The 18,994-nt window shown below is 67.4% G+C and carries 17 protein-coding genes; 12 read left to right on the forward strand and 5 right to left on the reverse strand.

Features of this window, described 5'->3' with window-relative positions:
* Nucleotides 1–8: 8 nt before the first annotated feature.
* Nucleotides 9–1,436, reverse strand: coding sequence for a glucuronate isomerase (gene uxaC / locus QQZ18_RS22150; protein ID WP_284543169.1), 1,428 nt, complete (start codon nt 1,434–1,436; stop codon nt 9–11).
* 281 nt (nt 1,437–1,717) lie between these two features.
* Here uxaC and QQZ18_RS22155 point away from each other — a divergent pair, with 281 nt between their 5' ends.
* The 3 genes from QQZ18_RS22155 (at nt 1,718) to QQZ18_RS22165 (ending at nt 4,647) form a co-directional block, all read left to right on the forward strand.
* Nucleotides 1,718–2,704 (forward strand): C4-dicarboxylate TRAP transporter substrate-binding protein, encoded by a 987-nt coding sequence (locus QQZ18_RS22155; RefSeq protein WP_284543170.1) that lies wholly within the window; start codon nt 1,718–1,720, stop codon nt 2,702–2,704.
* A 126-nt stretch (nt 2,705–2,830) separates the two neighbouring features.
* On the forward strand, nt 2,831–3,361 hold the full coding sequence (locus tag QQZ18_RS22160) for a TRAP transporter small permease (RefSeq protein ID WP_284543171.1): 531 nt from the start codon (nt 2,831–2,833) through the stop codon (nt 3,359–3,361).
* Entirely contained in the window at nt 3,358–4,647 is a 1,290-nt protein-coding gene (locus QQZ18_RS22165) for a TRAP transporter large permease (RefSeq protein ID WP_284543172.1), read from the forward strand. Before QQZ18_RS22160 ends, QQZ18_RS22165 begins: the two co-directional genes overlap by 4 nt.
* 158 nt (nt 4,648–4,805) lie before the next feature.
* Here QQZ18_RS22165 and QQZ18_RS22170 read toward each other — a convergent pair whose 3' ends face one another.
* Nucleotides 4,806–6,269: a sodium:proton antiporter gene (locus QQZ18_RS22170; protein ID WP_284543173.1), complete on the reverse strand. Its 1,464-nt coding sequence runs from the start codon at nt 6,267–6,269 to the stop codon at nt 4,806–4,808.
* Between the two features lie 266 nt (nt 6,270–6,535).
* Between QQZ18_RS22170 and QQZ18_RS22175 the strand changes: the two genes are divergently transcribed.
* Nucleotides 6,536–7,555 carry a nucleotidyltransferase family protein gene (locus QQZ18_RS22175; RefSeq protein ID WP_284543174.1) on the forward strand — a complete coding sequence of 340 codons (1,020 nt, stop codon included), beginning with the start codon at nt 6,536–6,538 and terminating at the stop codon, nt 7,553–7,555.
* Between the two features lie 56 nt (nt 7,556–7,611).
* On the opposite strand, the gene QQZ18_RS22180 is transcribed toward QQZ18_RS22175, so the two are convergent.
* Entirely contained in the window at nt 7,612–7,902 is a 291-nt protein-coding gene (locus QQZ18_RS22180; RefSeq protein WP_284543175.1) for a PepSY domain-containing protein, read from the reverse strand.
* A gap of 234 nt (nt 7,903–8,136) precedes the next feature.
* On the opposite strand from QQZ18_RS22180, the gene QQZ18_RS22185 reads away from it, so the two are divergent.
* From QQZ18_RS22185 to queF, 7 genes are all read left to right on the forward strand, one after another.
* Nucleotides 8,137–8,808, forward strand: a complete 672-nt coding sequence (locus QQZ18_RS22185) for a response regulator transcription factor (RefSeq protein ID WP_284543176.1) — start codon at nt 8,137–8,139, stop codon at nt 8,806–8,808.
* A complete protein-coding gene (locus QQZ18_RS22190) occupies nt 8,808–10,154 on the forward strand; it encodes a sensor histidine kinase (protein WP_284543177.1) in 1,347 nt (448 codons plus the stop codon). The genes QQZ18_RS22185 and QQZ18_RS22190 overlap by 1 nt, the downstream gene beginning before the upstream one ends.
* A 101-nt stretch (nt 10,155–10,255) precedes the next feature.
* Entirely contained in the window at nt 10,256–10,720 is a 465-nt protein-coding gene (locus tag QQZ18_RS22195) for a DUF2271 domain-containing protein (RefSeq protein WP_284543178.1), read from the forward strand.
* Between the two features lie 26 nt (nt 10,721–10,746).
* Nucleotides 10,747–12,921, forward strand: coding sequence for a PepSY domain-containing protein (locus tag QQZ18_RS22200; protein WP_284543179.1), 2,175 nt, complete (start codon nt 10,747–10,749; stop codon nt 12,919–12,921).
* The gene (locus QQZ18_RS22205) at nt 12,902–13,828 is read left to right on the forward strand and encodes an FAD:protein FMN transferase (RefSeq protein WP_284543180.1); all 927 of its coding nucleotides are present in this window, start codon (nt 12,902–12,904) and stop codon (nt 13,826–13,828) included. Before QQZ18_RS22200 ends, QQZ18_RS22205 begins: the two co-directional genes overlap by 20 nt.
* Before the next feature lie 248 nt (nt 13,829–14,076).
* On the forward strand, nt 14,077–15,666 hold the full coding sequence (locus QQZ18_RS22210) for a diguanylate cyclase domain-containing protein (protein WP_284543181.1): 1,590 nt from the start codon (nt 14,077–14,079) through the stop codon (nt 15,664–15,666).
* Nucleotides 15,667–15,804: 138 nt separating this feature from the next.
* Entirely contained in the window at nt 15,805–16,266 is a 462-nt protein-coding gene (queF, locus tag QQZ18_RS22215) for a preQ(1) synthase (RefSeq protein WP_284543182.1), read from the forward strand.
* Nucleotides 16,267–16,273: 7 nt separating this feature from the next.
* Here the strand turns inward: queF and QQZ18_RS22220 are convergent, their stop codons facing one another.
* Entirely contained in the window at nt 16,274–16,756 is a 483-nt protein-coding gene (locus QQZ18_RS22220; RefSeq protein ID WP_284543183.1) for a group III truncated hemoglobin, read from the reverse strand.
* A 95-nt stretch (nt 16,757–16,851) separates the two neighbouring features.
* The gene (locus QQZ18_RS22225) at nt 16,852–17,445 is read right to left on the reverse strand and encodes a TetR/AcrR family transcriptional regulator (RefSeq protein WP_284543184.1); all 594 of its coding nucleotides are present in this window, start codon (nt 17,443–17,445) and stop codon (nt 16,852–16,854) included.
* A 99-nt stretch (nt 17,446–17,544) separates the two neighbouring features.
* On the opposite strand from QQZ18_RS22225, the gene QQZ18_RS22230 reads away from it, so the two are divergent.
* A complete protein-coding gene (locus QQZ18_RS22230; RefSeq protein ID WP_284543185.1) occupies nt 17,545–18,993 on the forward strand; it encodes an efflux transporter outer membrane subunit in 1,449 nt (482 codons plus the stop codon).
* Nucleotide 18,994: the final 1 nt, after the last annotated feature.

Consider the following 18,994-nt stretch of genomic DNA (forward strand, 5'->3'; position numbering starts at 1 on the left):
CTCCCCGGTCAGAGCCGATAGGCCGTCTTGGCGAGGCGATAGGCGAGGTCGTGGGCCACCGCGTGCGCGTCGTCGAGGCCGAGGCGATGCTCGGCGACGAGGCGGGCGAGGAAGGCGCAGTCGACGCGGCGGGCGACGTCATGGCGGGCGGGAATCGACAGGAAGGCGCGGGTGTCGTCGTTGAAACCGACGGTGTTGTAGAAGCCGGCCGTCTCCGTCATTTGCTCGCGATAGCGGCGCATGCCCTCGGGGCTGTCGTGGAACCACCAGGCCGGGCCGAGCTTCAGCGCGGGGTAGTGGCCGGCGAGCGGCGCCAGCTCGCGCGCATAGACCGTCTCGTCGAGCGTGAACACGATGATGGTGAGGTCGGCGCGGTTGCCGAAGCGGGCGAGCAGCGGCCGCAGCTCCTCGACATAGCCGGTGGGGCCGGGAATGTCGGCGCCCTTGTCCTTGCCGAAGGCGCGGAAGATTTCCGGGTTGTGGTCGCGGCGGGCGCCGGGGTGGATCTGCATGACCAACCCGTCGACGGTGGACATCTCTGCCATTTCCGTCAGCATCTGGGCGCGGAACAGCTCGGCCTCCTCGGCCGAAGCGCCGCCCGTGCGGACGCGGGCGTAGAGGGCGGCGGCGTCTTCCGCCCGGAGGTCGGCGGTGCGGGCGGTCGGGTGGCCGTGGTCGGTCGACGTGGCGCCGCCCACCTCCATGAAGTAGCGGCGACGGTCGGCGAGCGCGGCGAGATAGCCCTTGTAGGTCGCGGTGTCGTGGCCGGTGAGGCGGCCGAGCACCTCAAGATTGTCGGCAAAGCCGGGGAAGGCTGGGTCGACGACGGCGTCGGGCCGGAAGGCGGTGACGACGCGGCCCTTCCAGCCGCTCTCGCGGATCTTGCGGTGGTGGCGCAGGTCGTCGAGCGGGCTTTCGGTGGTGGCGATCACCTCGATGTTGAAGCGCTCGAAGAGGGCGCGCGGCCGGAACTCCGGCGTCTTCAGCGCGGCGTCGATGGTGTCGTAGAGCCGGTCAGCGTTGTCTTTCGATGGCGCCTCAGCGATGCCGAACACCGTCTGCAAGGCGTGGGTCAGCCACAGATAGGACGGGGTGCCGCGATAGAGGTGGAAGTTCTCGGCGAGGAGGCGCCAGATCTTGCGCTTGTCGGTTTCCGCCGGGCCGCCGTCGAGCCGGGGCACGCCCACCTGTTCGGGCCGGATGCCCTGTGAATAGAGCATTCGGTGGACGTAGTGGTCGGGGATGACGAACAGGCTGGCGGGATCGGAAAAGGGCTGGTCGTCGGCGAACCAGGCGGGGTCGGTGTGGCCGTGCGGGCTGATGATCGGCAGCGTCGCCACGCCGGCATAGAGGTCGCGGGCGATGGCGCGCGTCGTCGGATCGGCCGGAAACAGCCGGTCGGGGTGCAGGGTGAACTGGCCTATCGCCTCGGACATTCGAAATACCTCCCATAGGGTCCCGCCCCGTCGATCGAGGCGAGACACTCGCTTTGCCGATTGACAGCAAACACGGTTTTCACCTCGCCGCCCAGTATCCAATGGACCGGCGATGTCGTTTGCTGGCTGCGAGCGCCTCTCCACCCGGCAATCCACGTTGTTTCCATCGGGCCGCTGCCGGCCTCAGTTTTTGATTGCCGATGCCATTCTAGACGTCTACCATACTACTCGTCAACGAGGCGCATGGAGGAATGGCGCCCTCGTCTTCTTGGGAGGAACCCATGGGATTTCTGTCTCGGGCCGCATTGACGGCTGCCTGCGGGATGGCCCTTGCCGTCTCGTCGCTCGGCGTTGCCTCGGCTGCCGACTACACGCTCAACGTCAACACCGCGCTGACCACCTCCGACCCGCTCTACAAGGGCCTCGAGGAGTTGCAGAAGAACGTCGAGGCGCGGTCGGAAGGCCGGCTCGCCATCCGCCTGTTCCCCGGCTCGCAGCTCGGCAAGGACGAGGACGTGCTGGAGCAGGCGCGCGCCGGCGCCGGCAATGCCGTGGTGGTCGACGGCGGTCGCCTCGCCGTGTTCGTCAAGGATTTCGGCGTCCTGTCCGGTCCCTATCTCGCCTCGGGCTACGACGGCATCCGCAAGGTGGTGACCTCACCGTTGCTCGACGACATGGCCAAGAAGCTGCACGACGGCGCCCAGTTGCAGGTGCTGTCGTTCAATTGGTGGCAGGGGGAACGGCATCTGCTCACCAACAAGCCGATCAAGGTGCCGGCCGATCTTGAGGGCATCCGCATGCGCACGCCGGGCGCGCCCGTCTGGACCGAAACCGTCAAGGCGATGGGCGCGACGCCGGCGCCGATGGCCTGGGCCGACGTCTACTCGGCCTTGCAGACGCAGGTGATCGACGCCGTCGAGGCGCAGGATCCCGCCGCCTACGGCTCGCGCCTCTACGAGGTGACCAAGTACCTGACCAAGACCGGCCACTTCAACCTGATCACCGGTCTCGTCACCTCGGCCGCCTGGTTCGACGCGCTGCCGGCCGACCTGCAGACCATCCTCAAGGAAGAATCGCTGAAGGCCGGCGATGTCGCCTCGCACGGCACCGAGGCGGCGCTGGTCGACCTTGAGGCCAAGATGGCGGCCGCCGGCATGACCATCAACGAAATCGACGTCACGCCGTTCAAGGAAGCGACGGCGGGCGTCTACGAGAAGCTCGGCTACACCGATCTCAAGAAGCAGGTCGACGCCATTCTCGCCGAGTAATGCCCGGATCGCTGCGTGTCCTGACGGAGGCGCGGCGATCCTGCCCCCTCGTTGCCGCATCGGATTTTCCAAAGCCCGATTTCGTCCTTTCGGGTCCGATGCCCTGACCTTTCCGGAGCCTGCGTCATGTCCTCAGCGATCATGCGCGTGGAGTCCGTCGTGGCGCGAGTTCTGCTCGCGGCCATGGTCGGACTCGTCTTCATGGCCGGCGTCATGCGCTGGTTCGGATATCCGCTCGTATGGTCGATGGACGTGGCGCAGCTGCTGTTCGTCTGGGCCTCGTTCATCGGCGCCGACATGGCGATGCGCAAGCGCGGCCTGATCGCCGTCGACCTGTTCGTGCGCTGGATTCCGCCCCGCCAGCGGGTCTACCTCGACATCGCCACCGGCGCGGTGATCCTCGTCTTTCTGCTGTCGCTCAGCTACCTCGGCTACAAGCTGGTGATGCTGAACCTGGAACGGCAGTTCGGCGACAGCGGCATCAGCTATGCCTATGTCACGGCCGCCGTTCCCATCGGCTGCCTGCTCCTGGCCATCACGCTGTCGGGCCAGCTCATCGAGGCGATCCGCACCGCCACCGGCCGGCCCGTTCTCGTGTTCACGCCCACCCGATCCAAGGACGAGGCGCTGGCCGCCGCCGGGGAGAGCGAACTATGACCGGCGAAATGCTGCTTCTGATCGGCCTGTTCTTCGGGCTTCTCATCGTCGGGGCGCCGGTGGCCTTTGCCATCGGCATCTCCGGCTTTTCCTTCTTCGCCATATCCCAGGTGATGCCGGCGTCGATCGGCGTGCAGCAGGTGGCCTCGGCTTCGCAGAGCTTCCCGCTGCTCGCCGTGCCCTTCTTCGTGCTGGCCGGGCACATGATGAACAAGACGGGCATCACCTCGCGGCTGATCCGATGTTCGGAGGTGCTGGTCTCCTGGATGTCGGGCGGCATGGCGCAGGTGTGCATCGTGCTGTCGACGCTGATGGGCGGCGTCTCCGGTTCGGCCGTCGCCGATGCCGCCATGGAAGCGCGCATCCTCGGCCCGGATCTGGTGCGCAACGGCTATTCCAAGGGCTTCACCGCCGCCACCATCGCCGTGGGCTCGCTGATCACCGCCACCATCCCGCCGAGCCTCGGGCTGATCCTCTACGGCTTCGTCGGCAACGTCTCCATCGGCCGGCTGTTCCTGGCCGGCGTCATTCCCGGCCTGATGATGATGGCCGGCCTGATGTTCACGGTGTGGATGGTGTCGCGCAAGCGCGGCTACCGCTCGGCCACCGCCAGCCGGCCGAGCTGGAAGGCCGTCGGCAGCGCCGTTTGGGACGCCAAGTGGGCGCTGTTCTTCCCGGTGGCGCTGCTCGTCTCCATCCGCAGCGGCGTGTTCACGCCGTCGGAAGTCGGCGCCTTCGCCGTCGTCTACGCGGTGGTGGTGGGCGTGCTGTTCCACCGCGAGCTGACGTGGCAGGGCGCCATGGAGGCGCTGCTGCACGGGGTGATCGACAACGGCCTGATCGTGCTGATCATCATGTTCTCGGGCATGGTGGGCTATGCGATCATCTTCGATCAGGCGCCGCAGGCCATAGCCGGCGGCATGCTCAGCCTGACGCAGAACCCGACGGTGATCCTGCTGCTGATCGTCGTCTTCCTCTTGATCGCCGGCTGCTTCATCGAGGCGACGGTGCTGGTGCTGCTGCTCACGCCGATCTTCCTGCCCATCGTGCTGCAGCTCGGCGTCGACCCGGTGCATTTCGGCATCGTCATGATGACCATGGTCACCTTCGGTGGCATGACGCCGCCGGTCGGCGTCGCCATGTTCACCGTCTGCGGCCTTCTCGACTGCACCATCGACGAGTATCTCGTCGAGGCGCTGCCGCACATCGCGACCATCCTGATCCTCGTCGCGATCCTGATCCTGTTCCCGCAGATATCTCTCTTCCTGCCCAACCTCCTGATGTAGGCGTAAATTCTACTCCGGCGGCCGTCTGACGCGACTTTCTGCGCTTCCGGTGCTCACGGACCTCAATGTCCGCTCCGCTCCGGTTCTCAAAAGCCACGCCAGCCGACTCGCCGGAGCGAATTTCCGGGGTGACTTCTGGAGCGGTGTCTCACTGGCAATCAGGCGAAGAACAGCCAGGTCATGATCAGGAACAGCGGCACCAGGATGCCGAAGGACCAGGCGAGGTAGCCGAAGAAGGAGGGCATCTTGACGCCCGATCCCTCGGCGATCGACTTGACCATGAAGTTGGGCGCATTGCCGATGTAGCTGTTGGCGCCCATGAACACGGCGCCGGCCGAGATCGCCACCAGCGTCGTCGACATCTCGCCCATCAGGTGCTGCGGGTCGCCGCCGGCCAGGTTGAAGAAGACGAGGTAGGTCGGCGCGTTGTCGAGGAAGGACGACAGAAGGCCGGTCGCCCAGAAGTACATGGCGTTGACCGGCGTGCCGTCGGCGGCGGTGACGAGGCTGACCAGCGGCGCGAAGGCGCCCTCATGGGCGGCCCTCAGCATGGCGAGCACCGGAATGATCGTCACGAAGATGCCGGCGAACAGCTTGGCCACTTCCAGGATCGGCCCCCATTCGAAGCCGTTGCGGATGCGCAGCGCCTTCGGCGTCAGCCTTAGCGAGGCGGCGGCGGCGGCGATCAGGATCACGTCGCGGGAGAGGTTCTGCAGCTCCACCTCGACGCCGAACACGTGGAAGCCGATGCCCGGCTTCCACGAGCCCGACAGCAGCACGGCGGCGACCACCACCATCAGAAGCGCGATGTTGAACCGCCCTTCGACACCGACGCGGCCGGTGTCGGGCGTCGGGTCGAACTTGCCGCGGAAGTCGGCGTCGTTGCGGTAGAGCCTGCTGTCGATCAGGTAGAACAGCGCCAGCAGGATCACGGCGGCAAAGCCCGTTTCCTTCAGCATGTGCACCGTGGTCCAGAAGAAGCCGACGCCGCGCAGGTAGCCGAGGAACAGCGGCGGATCGCCGAGCGGGGTGAGCGAGCCGCCGATGTTGGACACCAGGAAGATGAAGAAGATGACGACGTGGACGTTGTGCCGCCGGCCGTCGTTGGCGCGCAGCAGCGGCCGGATCATCACCATGGAGGCGCCGGTGGTGCCGACCAACGAGGCGAGCAGCGTGCCGATGGCGAGGAGAGCCAGATTGGTCTTCGGCGAGCCGTGCAGGTTGCCGGTGATGAGAATGCCGCCGGCAATTGTGAACAGCGCCCCGAGCAGGATGACGAAGGGCAGGTAGTCGAGCAGCACCGTCTCGGCCAGCGGCTCGACGACGGCCCCGCCATGGAGAAGCGTGAAGGGAGCCACGAAGGCCAGCGCCCAGGCGGCGGCGATCTTGCCGAAGTGGTGGTGCCAGACATGCGGCGCCAGAAGCGGGAACAGGGCGATCGACAGGAGTATGCCGACGAAGGGCACCGCCCAGATCACCCCGAGCGAGGCGCCGTCAAGGCCGTGGCCGCCGGTGGAGGCGAAAGCGGGGGAGGCGAGGAGGAGGAGGGAAGCCGGCAGCAGGGCCGAAAAGGTTTTGGATGCACGCCCAAGCGCGACGCGGAACACTCGAAAGCTCGTCAAAAGACCGTCCTCACACCACTGTTCAAAACCACGACGGTGGTCGACAAAACCACCGTCAAGCGCGTCTCGCAATCTCGCGGTGGTCAGCAATCGCACGGAAGCGGAGAGGGCATCAAGTCCGCATGGCCATGGCGAAGGATGTGGATCCTCTAGGAGCCAGGTCCCCACATTTGGGATGGCCGGTTTGTGTGCATCAAAATTTTTATTGCTGCACACTTGCTCTCTGTGTGCAGCAAAATCATAATTGATGCACACAGAGGTGCCCGATGACCGTCGTATCCCATTCCCGAGCCGCGCAAGTCGCCTATCAGGATTTGCTGCGGCTTCATCTCGATGAGTTCGCTTCGGAGCTGATCGGCAGCATCGAAGAGCGGTCGCGCAATGGGCGGATCTACCTTTACGACAAGTTCCGGATCGGCACCGAGATGAAGAGCCGATACCTCGGGGAGGGGACGCCCGAGTTGCGCGCGCGCCTGAGCCGTGCCGCCGAGCTGAGGGCCGAGGGGGAGGAACGCCGCAAGACGATGGCGCGGCTGGCCCGTGTATTGCGCGCCGAAGGGTTCATGGCCACCGACCGCGACACCGGTTCCTTGCTTCTGGCTTTTGCCCGTGCCGGAGTCTTCCGGCTGGGCGGTACGCTCGTGGGCACCGCCGCCTATGCCCTCCTGCAGGGCGACCTGGGGGTTCGTTTCGATTCCGAAGAGCTGGCACAGACCGGCGATATCGACTTTGCAAGTTTCGAGCGGCTTTCGGTGGCGCTAGGTGACGAGGTCGAAGAGAACCCGGGCGACATCTTGCAGGCGTTGAAGTTCGACCCGGTGCCGGGGGTGGCGGATCGGCAGGTGTGGAAATGGCGGCAAAGTCGCGGCGCGGCGATGGTCGAGTTTCTGACGCCGGCCTTTGGTGACGAGAGGGTCAAGCCGCTGCCGGCTTTGGGGGTGAGTGCGCAGGCCCTCAACTATCTGAACTTTCTGATCGCCGAGCCCATCCCCGCGGTCGCGCTCTATCGATCGGGTGTGCTGGTGCAGATTCCGCGACCCGAGCGCTTCGCGATCCACAAATTGATCGTCGCCGACCGCCGCCAGGGCGGCCCCGATCAAGCCAAATCCCGCAAGGACCGTGGGCAGGCGGCGTTCCTGATCGAAATCCTTGCCGAAGACCGGCCTGAGGATCTGCGCGAAGCCTATGAAGATGCGCTTTCGCGTGGCCCCCGCTGGCGGGAGCGGCTGGAGGCGAGCCTTGCGCGCATGCCGAGGGCCGCCGAGATTCTTCGCGCGCTGGGGTGACGCGGACTGTCGAAAACGTCCCGCAAATCCCTCGAGGGTTGGAGATGGGCTGCCGCTCAGTCTTCCTCGTCCACCGGTTCCAGCGTCTTTGGGTCGAGCTGGACGCGGCGCTTTTCGCCCGTCTCGGTCCTGACCTTCACCTTGTAGCAGCCGTCGTCGGAGCGGACCGACAGAACGGTCCAGCCCTTGAGCTGAAGCGCCGCCTCGACGGCGGCGCGCGGTTGCCAGTCGCCGAGCGGCACGTTGCAGCGCGCGGGATGGTCGTCGTCGGCGCGCGCCGCTGCCGAGCCGAGGGCGACGAGCAGGCAGGCGGCAAGGGTCGCGGCGAGACCTGGGCGGTGGAACATCGGCCGGTTTCCTCGTTCGATGGCAGGATTTACTTTTTCCTGTCCTAGAGCGCGTCCGGCGAACTTTGGTTCGCCAACGTGCTCTATCTCTTTATTCTTACGCAACTCCGGACGCAAAACCGGTTCCCACTTTTGCTGGAGTTGCTCTAGATTATCCCATGTCCATCTGACGGCAACCTGAACGGCGCGACGGCGCCCCACTCGTTTGGCGCCCGTGCGACAGGAAAGGTGGCGATGCGGATATTGCTCGTTGAGGATGACGCCGTGCTGGGCATGGCGGTGCGCGACCAGATCGTCGCCGACGGCCATTCGGTCGACTGGGCGCAGCGCATCGCCGAGGCGGGGGACGCCGTGCTCGCCGCCGCCTACGACCTGATCCTGCTCGACCTGATGCTGCCGGACGGGCGCGGCCTCGACTTCCTGAAGGCCCGCCGGGTGGCCGGCGACGTGACGCCGGTGATCATCCTGACGGCGCGCGACCAGATTTCCGACCGCATCGCCGGCCTCAACGCCGGGGCCGACGACTATCTCGTCAAGCCGTTCGACCTGTTCGAACTGTCCGCCCGCATCCGCGCCGTCGGCCGGCGCTACGGCGGCAATCCCAATCCGCTGGTCAGGATCGGCGACCTCGACATCGATCTCGCCGCCCGTACGGTGCGCCGGGCCGGCAAGCCGGTGCGGCTCACCGCCCGCGAGTGGGCGCTGTTCGAGGCCTTCGTGCAGCGGCCGAACGTGCTGCTCTCCAAGGCGCAGATCGAAGAGCATCTCTATTCCTTCTCGGACGAGGTCGAGAGCAACACCATCGAGGTCTATGTCGCCCGGTTGCGCAAGAAGCTGGGGTCCGACGTCATCGAGACGGTGCGCGGCCTCGGCTACCGGCTGGGCGTGCCGGCGGGGGGCAACTGATGGCCAAGCGCCTTCTGCCGAGAAGCCTGCGAGCCCGGCTGGCCATCGGCCTGTCCGTCAGCCTGACGCTGTTGTGGATCGGTGCCTCGCTGTTCGCCGCCCATGTGTTCCGCCACGAAACCGACGAGGTGTTCGACAGCACCCTGCGCGAGGTGGCAGAGCGGATCCTGCCGCTGGCCTACGAGCAGATGCTGGCCGACGAGGATGGCGGCGACGGCGGGCTGCGCCTGCCGCCGGTCGGCGGCCACGAGTTCATTTCCTACGTGGTGCGCGATGGCGCCGGCCGGGAGTTGCTGCGGTCGAGCGCCGCCGACAACATGCACATTCCCGCCGGCCTCGCGCCCGGCTTTGCCACCACCGAGACGCTGCGCACCTATACCGAGACGGCGGTGCAGGGCACCATCGTCGTCACCACCGCCGAGTATCTCGATCACCGCCGCCATGTGTTCGGCGGCGCCCTGTGGGCTTTCGTCTGGCCGCTGGTCGCCCTGCTGCCGCTCACCGCGCTGGTGGTCTGGCTGGCCATTCTCCTGTCCTTCCGGCCGGTCATCGCCTTTCGCGGCGCGATCGAACAGCGCGGACGCGGCAACCTGACGCCGGTGGACGGGGGAGGGCTGCCGAGCGAGCTGTCGCCGGTGGCTGCCGCTGTCAACGCGCTCTTGGCCCGCCTGCGCAGCGCGCTGGAGGCCGAGCGCAGCTTCACCGCAAACAGCGCCCACGAACTCAGGACGCCGATCGCCGCCGCGCTGGCCCAGACGCAACGCCTCATCGCCGAGATGCCGGACGCCAACCGCGAGCGCGCCCGCTCCATCGAAAGCGCGCTGCGCCGCCTGACGCGTCTGTCGGAAAAGCTGTTGCAGCTCGCCAAGGCGGAAGGCGGCGGCCTGCTGGCCGAGCAGCCGTCCGATCTCGCCGCCGTGCTGGGGCTGGTGGTCGACGAGGCCACCCGGTCGAGCGATGAGGACGACCGTATCGACCTCGTGACGCCGGACGACGGTGTGCCGTCCGACGTCGACCCCGACGCCTTCGCCGTGCTCGCCCGCAACCTGATCGAGAATGCCCTGAAGCACGGTGCGCCGGACGCCTCGATCGAAGTGTTCCTCGATGCCGACAGTCTCACCGTCCGCAACCACGGGCCGGTCGTGGCGGCGAGCGAGGTGGAGCGGCTGATGCGGCCGTTCGAGCGCGGGTCCAGCCGGTCGGACGGGTCCGGTCTCGGCCTCGCCATCGTCGCGGCCGTCTGCCGGGGCGCCGGGCTGGAGCTCAGCATCGCCTCGCCGGTGGAAGGCTGGGCTGATGGGGTGTCGGCGCGCGTCACGGGGCTTGCCGTGGCCAAAGGCGCTTAACGAAGCTGACGGCAAGCTGAACGGCTTTCCGCATGGTTGTCAGGTGGCTGTCAGGTGACCCAGCCATTGATCTCCTGTCGCAAAAGCACAGGAGTTGCCCCATGAAACCCTTTTACGCGCTGCCGCTCGGGTTCGCCGCCGCCGTCGCGCTGCCGGCGCTGGCCATCGCCAAGCCCGTCACCGTCACGGCGCAGTTCGCCGACTACGGCGGCTACGGCGCCTATGCGGCGGTCTACGTCACCGATGCCCAGGGCAAGGTGGTGCAGACGCTGCACGTGGCTGGCAAGAAGGCCAAGTACTATCGCAACCTCTCGGGCTGGGCGCGCGGCGCCAGCGGCTCGATCGACGGGCTGACCGGCGCCAGCATCGGTTCGGGCGGCACGCTGGAGGTGACCGCCGACATCGCCGACGCCATGCTCGACGCCGGCTATCAGGTGCGCGTCGACACCGCCGTCGAGGACGGCAACGCCTATGTGGCGGATGGCGCCGTTCCGCTGGCCGCCGGCTCGGTCGGCAAGCCCACACCCGGCAACGGCTACCTCCAGTCGCTCACCGTTTCCTACTGAGCCGTCCAGACCTCGGGATGTCCGCCATGCTGCGCCGTATCCACTCCCTGCCCGGTGTCGTCCTCGCCGTTCTCCTGACGGTGCTTGCCGTGACCGGCGCGTTCCTGTCGGTCAATCCGGCGCTCGACCGGCTGGCGAATCCGGCCGTCAGCTCCGGCGTCAGCGTCGCCGCCCTGGCAGAGGCCGTCAGCGCCCGCCACCAGGAGATCGACAAGATCGCCGTGCGCCCGAGCGGCGCGGTCACGGTCACCTATGCCGACAACGGCGTGACCGGCACCGAGCAGGTCGATCCGGCGACCGGCACCGCGCTCGGCGCGCCGCAGGGGCAATCGGCGCTGGTGCGCTGGATGACCGAGCTGCACCGCTCGCTGTTCCTCGGCGACGCCGGCAAGATCGGAACCGGCATCGCCGCCGCGGCCATGCTGGCGCTCAGCCTGTCCGGCATCGTCCTGCTGATGCGCTCTCTCGGTGGCTGGCGTGGCTACTTCGCGCCGGTGCGCGGCGACCTCCTGACGCGCTTGCACGGCGAGGTCAGCCGCTTCGCCGTCGTCGGCCTGATGCTGTCGTCGCTGACCGGCCTCTACATGTCGGCCGACACCTTCGGCCTGCTCCCCGACCCGTCCGCCGACGCCATGCCGCCGATGGCCCAAAGCAGCGGCGGCCCGGTGGCGCCGGTCGGCAGCCTGTCCGGCTTGCAGTCGGTCTCCGTCGCCGATCTGCGCCAGCTGACCTTCCCGGCCAAGGACGACCCCACCGACGTCTACATGGTCACCACTGCCAAGGGCGATACCTGCGTCGATGCCTCGACCGGCGCCGTGCTGAGCGTCATGCCGGCGAGCATCTGGGACCGCATCCGCCAGACCGTCGTCATGCTGCACACCGGCCGTGGCGCCTGGGCGCTCGGCCTGCTGCTCGGCGCCGCCTCCGGCTCGGTGCCGCTCTTAGGCGTCACCGGCGTTCTGATGTGGTGGCGCCGCCGCTCCAGCCGGCCGGCCATTGCCGCCAACGTCTCGGCACGCTCGGCCGACACGGTGATCCTGGTCGGCAGCGAGGGCAACACCACCTGGGGCTTCGCCGCCACGCTGCACGACGCGCTGACCGCGTCGGGCCATCGCGTCCACACGGCGCCGATGAATGCGCTGTCCTCGGCCCACCTCTCGGCCGAGCGGCTGCTGGTCCTGACGGCCACCTATGGCGACGGCGGCGCGCCGGCCTCGGCCAACGCCTTCCTCGCCCGCCTTGCCGGCCTCGACGGCGCGGTGCCGGTGGCGGTGCTTGGCTTCGGCGACCGCAGCTTCCCGCAGTTCTGCCGCTTCGCGCAGGATGTGTCGGAGGCGGTGGCCGCCAAGGGCTGGCCTCTGATGATGGGCCTGAAGCGCGTCGACCGCCAGTCGGCACAGGAATTCGCCGCCTGGGGCCGCGACCTCGGCGAATTGCTCGGCCACGAATTGACGCTCGCCCATCGCGCGCGTCTGCCGAAGACCGAGCCGCTGGAACTTCTGTCGAGCGAGCTCTACGGCGAGGCCGTCGGCGCGCCCGTCGCCATCATGCGCTTCAGCGCCGGCAGCAAGTCGCCGGCGTTCGAGGCCGGCGACATTCTCGGCGTGCTGCCGCCGGGCGAGACCATGCCGCGCTTCTATTCGCTGGCCTCCTCGGCGCGCGATGGCTTCCTGGAAATCTGCGTGCGCCTGCGGCAAGGCGGCGTCTGCTCGACCTACCTGCACGGGCTGGCGCCGGGCGAGAGCGTCGCAGCGTTCGTCCGCACCAATCCGCGCTTCCGGCCGATCGAGGGCAGGGCGCCGCTGATCCTGATCGGCGCCGGAGCCGGCATCGGGCCGCTCACCGGCTTCGTGCGGGCCAACGACGATCACCGGCCGGTTCACCTCTACTGGGGTGGCCGTAGCCCGTCGTCGGACTTCCTCTACGAGCACGAACTGGCCGAACATATCGCCGAGAAGCGGCTGACCTCGCTCACCACCGCCTTCTCGCGCGGCCCCGACGGCGGCTACATCCAGGACCGGCTCGCCGCCGACGCGCCCAAGCTGCGCGAGCTGATCCGCCACGGCGCCCAGGTGCTGGTGTGCGGTGGCCGCGACATGGCTGACGCCGTCACCTCGGCGCTCGGCGGTGTGGTGCGGCCGCTCGGCCTCGACCTTGCCACTCTCAAGTCGGATGGACGCTATGTCGAAGATGTCTACTGATACGTCCGTGAAGCTCACGCTGAGCGGCCCCACCATGGGCGCCCGCTGGTCTGCCGTGTTCCATGGCGAGCCCCTCGGCTGGCACGACGATCTCCGGTCCGCTCTTCAGGCGTCGGTGGACGAGGTCGACCGGCAGATGTCGACCTACCGGCGGGACTCCGATCTCAGCCGGCTCAACGCGGCGCCGGTCGGCGCCTGGACCCAGCTGCCGGCCGAGACCGTCGCGGTGATCGAGGCGGCTCTCGCCATCGGCGAAGCCTCGGACGGCGCCTTCGACGTCGGCGTCGGCGATCTGGTGGCCGCCTGGGGCTTCGGCGCCGACGCCCGGAGCGGCGCGCCGGCCGGCAAAGCTTCGCATGGCCTCGCCCTCAAGACCCTCGAACTCGATGCGGCCGGCCGGCGGGCGCGCAAATGGGCGCCGCTCCGGCTCGACCTGTCGGGCATCGCCAAGGGCTATGGCGTCGACCGCCTCGGCGAGACGATGGACCGGTTCGGCATCGCCTCCTGGCTGGTCGGCATCGACGGCGAGATGCGGGCGCGCGGCGGCAAGCCCGACGGCAGCGCCTGGGCCGTCGGGCACGAACGATCCGTCATCGGCCGGCGGGACCTGATGGGCGTCCTGGAGCTGGAAGACGTGGCCGTGGCGACCTCCGGCGGCTACCGGCATTGCCACGAGGTGGCCGGGCGCATGGTGTCGCACACCATGGACCCGCGCACCGGCGAGCCGCTCGACAACGGCCTTGCCGCCGTCACCGTGCTCGCCGAGACCTGCATGGCGGCGGATGCCTGGGCGACGGCGCTGCTGGTGCGCGGCCTCGACGACGGTGTGGCGCTGGCCCGCCGCCTCGGCATGTCGGCGCTGTTCGTCGACGGGCAGGACAACGTCATCTCGACCCTTGCCGCCTGAGCCGGCTTTCGGGACGCCTGACATGCGCCGGCTCGCCGGCGCCCGAAGGGGCGGCTTTCGATGTCTCCGCGCGCCATCGGCGTCGGCAATGATTACATGAATATTGGAGTTATTTTATGGATATCGTCGGGTACGTGTTTTTGTGTTACCTCGATATAGTGTAGAGGCGCGTTTCCTACGCAAGATATTAGAGGTTTATATATACATTGCGAACTAAGTTGAGCCCGTAACCTTTGTTTCGGACTCCTATGTTCGGTCTTCTCAAGATCCGTATCGTCATCCTGGCCGCGGTGTTCGTCGGTCTCGTTCCCTTCGTGGCGAGCGAGATCATGCGTACGCGCGCCGACATGGCGCAGCGTCTCGAAGACATCAACAAGAGCATGTTGACCTCACTGGCTCGTAGTCAGAGAGGCTTCATCGAGGCGCGTCTCGAGGTCGAGAGATTGTCCGAGACCATCGCGCTGTCCGACACCCTCAGGACCGTCTCTCCCGAGCATTGCAACGAGAGCTTGGCGCATGTTCTCCACATCCAGGAAAAGGTCGAACGCATCACCCTCCTGACGGCGAATGGCGTCGGATATTGCTCGACCGACCCGAAGGCCATCGGCCTCTACTTTGGCGACAGGGATTACTTCACAGCCGCGCTGTCCTCCGACAAGGTCGTCTGGAGCGATTTCATCCTGAGCCGTGTCACCGGCAGAAGAGTCCTGCAGTCGGCCATGGCTATCCGTACCGGCGGCCGGGTCGACTTCGTGCTGACGATCGCCCTCGACTCGGCCTATCTGCGGCAGGCATCGCTCGACCAGTTCTCGCTGCCCCTGACCTATGGCATGCTGCTCGATGCCGACGGCAACGTGCTGGACGGCGGAGCGATGCCCGGCGTGACGGATCATCTGTCACGGGAGACGACCAAACGCATGGCCGCGCTCGGAACCGGGCTGGTGCTGCCCGGCACCTACGGGGCGGGCGACGAGGTGTTCGGCGTGGCGACGCTGCCGGGCACGTCCAACCGGATCGGTTTCGGCGTATCGACCGAGGAGGTGCGGTCCGTCGCCACCCACGAAATGGTCGAGCGGTTGGCGCTGGTCGGCCTCGTGGCGCTGGGATTGGTGGCGGTGGTGCTCGGCCTGTTGGAATGGCTGGTGTTGCGCGGGCTCAGGCAGGTGGTCCACGTGGCCGAGCGCGTCGCGGCCGGCGACTGGACGTCGCGGATCACCCAGAAGCCCCTGTTGCCCGACCTGGCCCTGGTCGGCCGGTCCGTCAACATGATGCTCGACAGCCTGGAGGCGTCCGTCAACACCGACGCGCTGACCGGGCTCGCCAACCGTCGGGCGCTCGACCGGTTCCTCCTTGCGAGCCTCAACAGGCTGAAGCGCCACGGCGTCGGCTTCACCGTCGTCATGATCGACATCGACGCCTTCAAGCCGTTCAACGACCACTACGGCCACGGCACGGGCGACGACGTGTTGCAGATGGTGGGCGCGGCCATCCAGCGTTTCGCCCGCCGGACCGACGAAATCGCCGCGCGTTATGGCGGCGAAGAGTTCACGCTCATCCTGGCGGAGACCGATCCGGAAAAGCTGGCGCTGCATCTTGAGGCGCTGCGGCAGGCCGTCGAGGCCATCGCCATTCCGCACCTCCATTCGCCGCATGCCGTCTGCACCGTCAGCGTCGGCTACGCGGCCGCCGAGCCCGACGACAGCCCGCTGACGGCGATCTCGCGCGCCGACGGCTGCCTGTATCTTGCCAAGAACAAGGGGCGCAACCGGGTCGAGGGCGTGCCGAGGGACGAACAGGATTTTGAACTGTTCTCCAGTTTCATGACGCAGGTGGCGTGAGCCGGCTTTCTGGCTCTATCTCCTTGTCGAGACGCAGGTCCGGACGCAAACCGGTACCCACTTTTGCTGGAACTGCGCTAATGCTCGGCTGAGCTTCGGGCGCTCTGCGCCCCGCGTTCTCGATCTGGGGTTTTCGACATGACAAGTGATGCCACCGGCGCCCACCAGCTCGGCAAGGCGACCGCGACGCCCGCCTCACCCGACGAGGCTGTGCTCGACCGCGTGCCCAATCCGCATCCGGACATCGACTATCTCGCCCGCTTCACCGCGCCGGAGTTCACCTCGCTCTGCCCGGTGACCGGCCAGCCGGATTTCGCGCATATCGTCATCGACTACGTGCCCGCCGAGTGGCTCGTCGAATCCAAGTCGCTGAAGCTGTTCCTGACGTCGTTCCGCAACCACGGCTCCTTCCATGAGGATTGCACCATCATGATCGCCCGGCGGCTGGTGGATCGCCTGGCGCCGCGCTGGCTCCGGATCGGCGGCTACTGGTATCCGCGTGGCGGCATCCCCATCGACGTCTTCTGGCAGACCGGCGCGCCGCCAAAGGACCTCTGGCTGCCGGATCAGGGCGTGGCGACCTATCGCGGCCGGGGATAAGCCGGGTCTATTGCGGCGGTGTCCAGACGGCCGGCTCACGCGGGCCGTCCGGCTCGGCGCGGATCATCTCCATGCGCGTGCTGTCGAGCCCCCGGTTCTGGGCGCGGGCGAGGCGGAAGTTGTGGCCGATGCGTTCGGCGGTGGCGATGACGCCGTTGGCGTCGGCATCGTCGAACACCTGGCGGGCCGTCTCGGCGAACAGCGTCAGCCAGCGCTCGAAATGTCGGTCCTCGATGCCTGTGATGATGAGGTGCGGCCGCATCGGCCGGCCCTCGTAGCGGCCCGATCGCAAGAGCACCGACGACCAGAAGGCGCACATCTTGTCGAGGTGGGCCGGCCACTCGTGTTTTTCGATCTCGCGGCCGAAGATGGCGGCGAGGTCCGGATCGTCCATCACCTTGCCGTAGAAGCCGTGGACCAGCGCGTGGATGCTGTCCTCGTCGATCGATCCCATGGGAATGCCGCGTCGCGGCGCGTCCGTTGCGGTCATGTTGCCCTGGTGTCTCCGGTCGCCGTCCTCAGCGGAATGCGAAAGCCTCGCAGATGTAGTCACTCGGCGGTCGTCAGGCAACGGACGCCGGCCCGTCACGGCTTGCCATAGATTTTCATGAAGGCGGCGACGGCTGTCTCGACGGCTTCGCTCTTGTCCCTGATCTCGTCGAGGCCATAGAGGAGCGGCTCCGAGACGCCGGCTTCCAGGAGGCTCTTGAAATAGAGGGCGCCGAGCCGAGGCGAGGGGACGTCGATTTCCCCCCTTGCCGCCCGTTCGGAGAAGAAGTCGGTCAGGGCGTCGATGCCGCGCTGGGGACCGAGCAGATAGACCTCGCGCCCGAGGCCGGTGGTCTGGCTCTCGCTCAGAACGGTGCGCTGGATCGCCAGGATTTCCGGCCGCGTGATCAGATCGAGGTAAAGCCGGCTGAAGCGGGTGAGAACCGTCACGATGTCGCCGTCCGCGCGGAGGGAGGCCAGCATTTCATCGCCGATCTCATCCAGCGCCGACGTCACGGCGGTGGCGAACAACTGCTCCTTGGAGTGGAAGTAACCGTAGAGCGTCGCCTTGGAGCCGCCGAGCCGGGCCGCGATCATCGCCATGCTGGCGCCCCGGTAGCCCACCTCCTCGAACACGGCCGTGGCCGCGGCGATGATGGCGTTTCGCTTCTCATCGGTCTTCGCGCGCATCAAGGTCTCCTGTTTGTGATCGGCAGGGTAGGTTTCGCACTTGACCGTCGCAAGTGGCTTTTATAACTAAACCGTACCGTACGGTTATAAAGGTGCCGCATGCGTTCCAGCATCGTCAAAACAGGCTATTCCGCCAGCTTTCTTCTATTCATATCAGCGCTTTATGGCGGATGCGCCATGCTGCCCGAGAACGCCGCGCTGTCGTCCGTCAAGCCGATGGATGCCTATGCGTCGGACAGGAGTCTTGCGCCCGCCAAGGATGCGGCGTGGCCGGCGGACGACTGGTGGACGGCCTATGGCGACCCGCAGCTCGCCACCCTGATCGGCGAGGGGCTAACGGGTGCCTCCGACATGCGGATCGCCGAGGCGCGGGTGGCGCTGGCCCAGGCCGGCGTCGCCGTGTCGGGCGCCTCGCTGCTGCCCACCGTCGGCGCATCGGCCAAGGCCGACAGCGAGAAGCAGTCCTACAACTACCTGATCGGAAAGGACTTCGCCCCCAAGGGGTGGAACGACGCCGGCATGGGGACGCTATCCCTCGACTGGGAAATCGACTTCTGGGGCAAGAACCGGGCGCAACTGGCCGCTGCCAGGGGTAGGGTCGCCGCCGCCGAGGGCGAGGCCGCCGCCACGCGCCTCGCGTTGTCCACCGGCATCGCCGATGCCTATGGCCGCCTCGCCGCGCTGCACGCCGACCGCGACAGCGTGGTCAGCGCCATCGGCGTGCGCAAGCAGACGCTGTCGCTGATGAGCGACCGCTATGGCAAGGGGCTCGAAAACGAAGGGGCGCTGGAGCGCTCCCGCGCGGCGGAGGCTTCCGCCGAGGCCGAGCTGGCCCAGGTCGACGAACAGATCGGCCTTGCGCGGAACCAGCTTGCCGCTCTCGTCGGCGCCGGGCCGGATCGCGGCCTCGCCATCGCCCGCCCCAAGGTAAGGGGTGGCCGTTTCACCGGCGTTCCTCAGAGCCTGCCGGCGGATCTTCTCGGCCGACGCCCGGATATCGTGGCCGCCCGCGCCACCGCCGAGGCCGGCCTCAAGGATATCGACGCCGCCAAGGCCGCCTACTATCCCAACGTCAACCTCGCCGCGATGATCGGCAAGCAGGCGCTCGGCCTCAACATGCTCGCCGACCCCGGCTCGACGCTCGGTTCGGTCGGCCCGGCCGTCTCGCTGCCGATCTTCGACGGAGGCCGCCTCCGGGCCGGCGAACGCAGCGCCGTGTCGCAATATGAGATCGCCGTCGCCGGCTACGACAGGACGCTGACGGAGGCCCTGCGCCAGGTGGCGGATGCCGTGGTGAGCAAACGCCAGCTTGCCAGCCAGCTTGCCAATACCCGACGTTCGGCGGCCGCCGCCGAGAAGGCGTGGCGCGTCGTCAGCGACCGCTACAACGGCGGCCTTGCCACCTATCTCGAAGTGCTGACGGCCGAAGACGCGCTGATCGGCGCCCGCCGCGCCACGGCCGCCCTGCAGGCCCGCGCCTTTACCCTTGATATCGCGATGGTCCGCGCCCTCGGCGGCGGGTTCCGCAGCACGGAGAAGCAGTCGTGAA

The organism is Pleomorphomonas sp. T1.2MG-36 (assembly GCF_950100655.1).
GTDB lineage: Bacteria > Pseudomonadota > Alphaproteobacteria > Rhizobiales > Pleomorphomonadaceae > Pleomorphomonas.

Coding starts and splice junctions, on each gene's coding strand:
- QQZ18_RS22180 (WP_284543175.1), bottom strand. CDS start 7,902: ATGTTCCACCGCCCAGGTCTCGCCGCGACCCTTGCCGCCTGCCTGCTC.
- QQZ18_RS22195 (WP_284543178.1), top strand. CDS start 10,256: ATGAAACCCTTTTACGCGCTGCCGCTCGGGTTCGCCGCCGCCGTCGCG.
- QQZ18_RS22155 (WP_284543170.1), top strand. CDS start 1,718: ATGGGATTTCTGTCTCGGGCCGCATTGACGGCTGCCTGCGGGATGGCC.
- QQZ18_RS22210 (WP_284543181.1), top strand. CDS start 14,077: ATGTTCGGTCTTCTCAAGATCCGTATCGTCATCCTGGCCGCGGTGTTC.
- queF (WP_284543182.1), top strand. CDS start 15,805: ATGACAAGTGATGCCACCGGCGCCCACCAGCTCGGCAAGGCGACCGCG.
- QQZ18_RS22160 (WP_284543171.1), top strand. CDS start 2,831: ATGTCCTCAGCGATCATGCGCGTGGAGTCCGTCGTGGCGCGAGTTCTG.
- QQZ18_RS22205 (WP_284543180.1), top strand. CDS start 12,902: ATGTCGAAGATGTCTACTGATACGTCCGTGAAGCTCACGCTGAGCGGC.
- uxaC (WP_284543169.1), bottom strand. CDS start 1,436: ATGTCCGAGGCGATAGGCCAGTTCACCCTGCACCCCGACCGGCTGTTT.
- QQZ18_RS22165 (WP_284543172.1), top strand. CDS start 3,358: ATGACCGGCGAAATGCTGCTTCTGATCGGCCTGTTCTTCGGGCTTCTC.
- QQZ18_RS22200 (WP_284543179.1), top strand. CDS start 10,747: ATGCTGCGCCGTATCCACTCCCTGCCCGGTGTCGTCCTCGCCGTTCTC.
- QQZ18_RS22175 (WP_284543174.1), top strand. CDS start 6,536: ATGACCGTCGTATCCCATTCCCGAGCCGCGCAAGTCGCCTATCAGGAT.
- QQZ18_RS22185 (WP_284543176.1), top strand. CDS start 8,137: ATGCGGATATTGCTCGTTGAGGATGACGCCGTGCTGGGCATGGCGGTG.
- QQZ18_RS22220 (WP_284543183.1), bottom strand. CDS start 16,756: ATGACCGCAACGGACGCGCCGCGACGCGGCATTCCCATGGGATCGATC.
- QQZ18_RS22190 (WP_284543177.1), top strand. CDS start 8,808: ATGGCCAAGCGCCTTCTGCCGAGAAGCCTGCGAGCCCGGCTGGCCATC.
- QQZ18_RS22225 (WP_284543184.1), bottom strand. CDS start 17,445: ATGCGCGCGAAGACCGATGAGAAGCGAAACGCCATCATCGCCGCGGCC.
- QQZ18_RS22230 (WP_284543185.1), top strand. CDS start 17,545: ATGCGTTCCAGCATCGTCAAAACAGGCTATTCCGCCAGCTTTCTTCTA.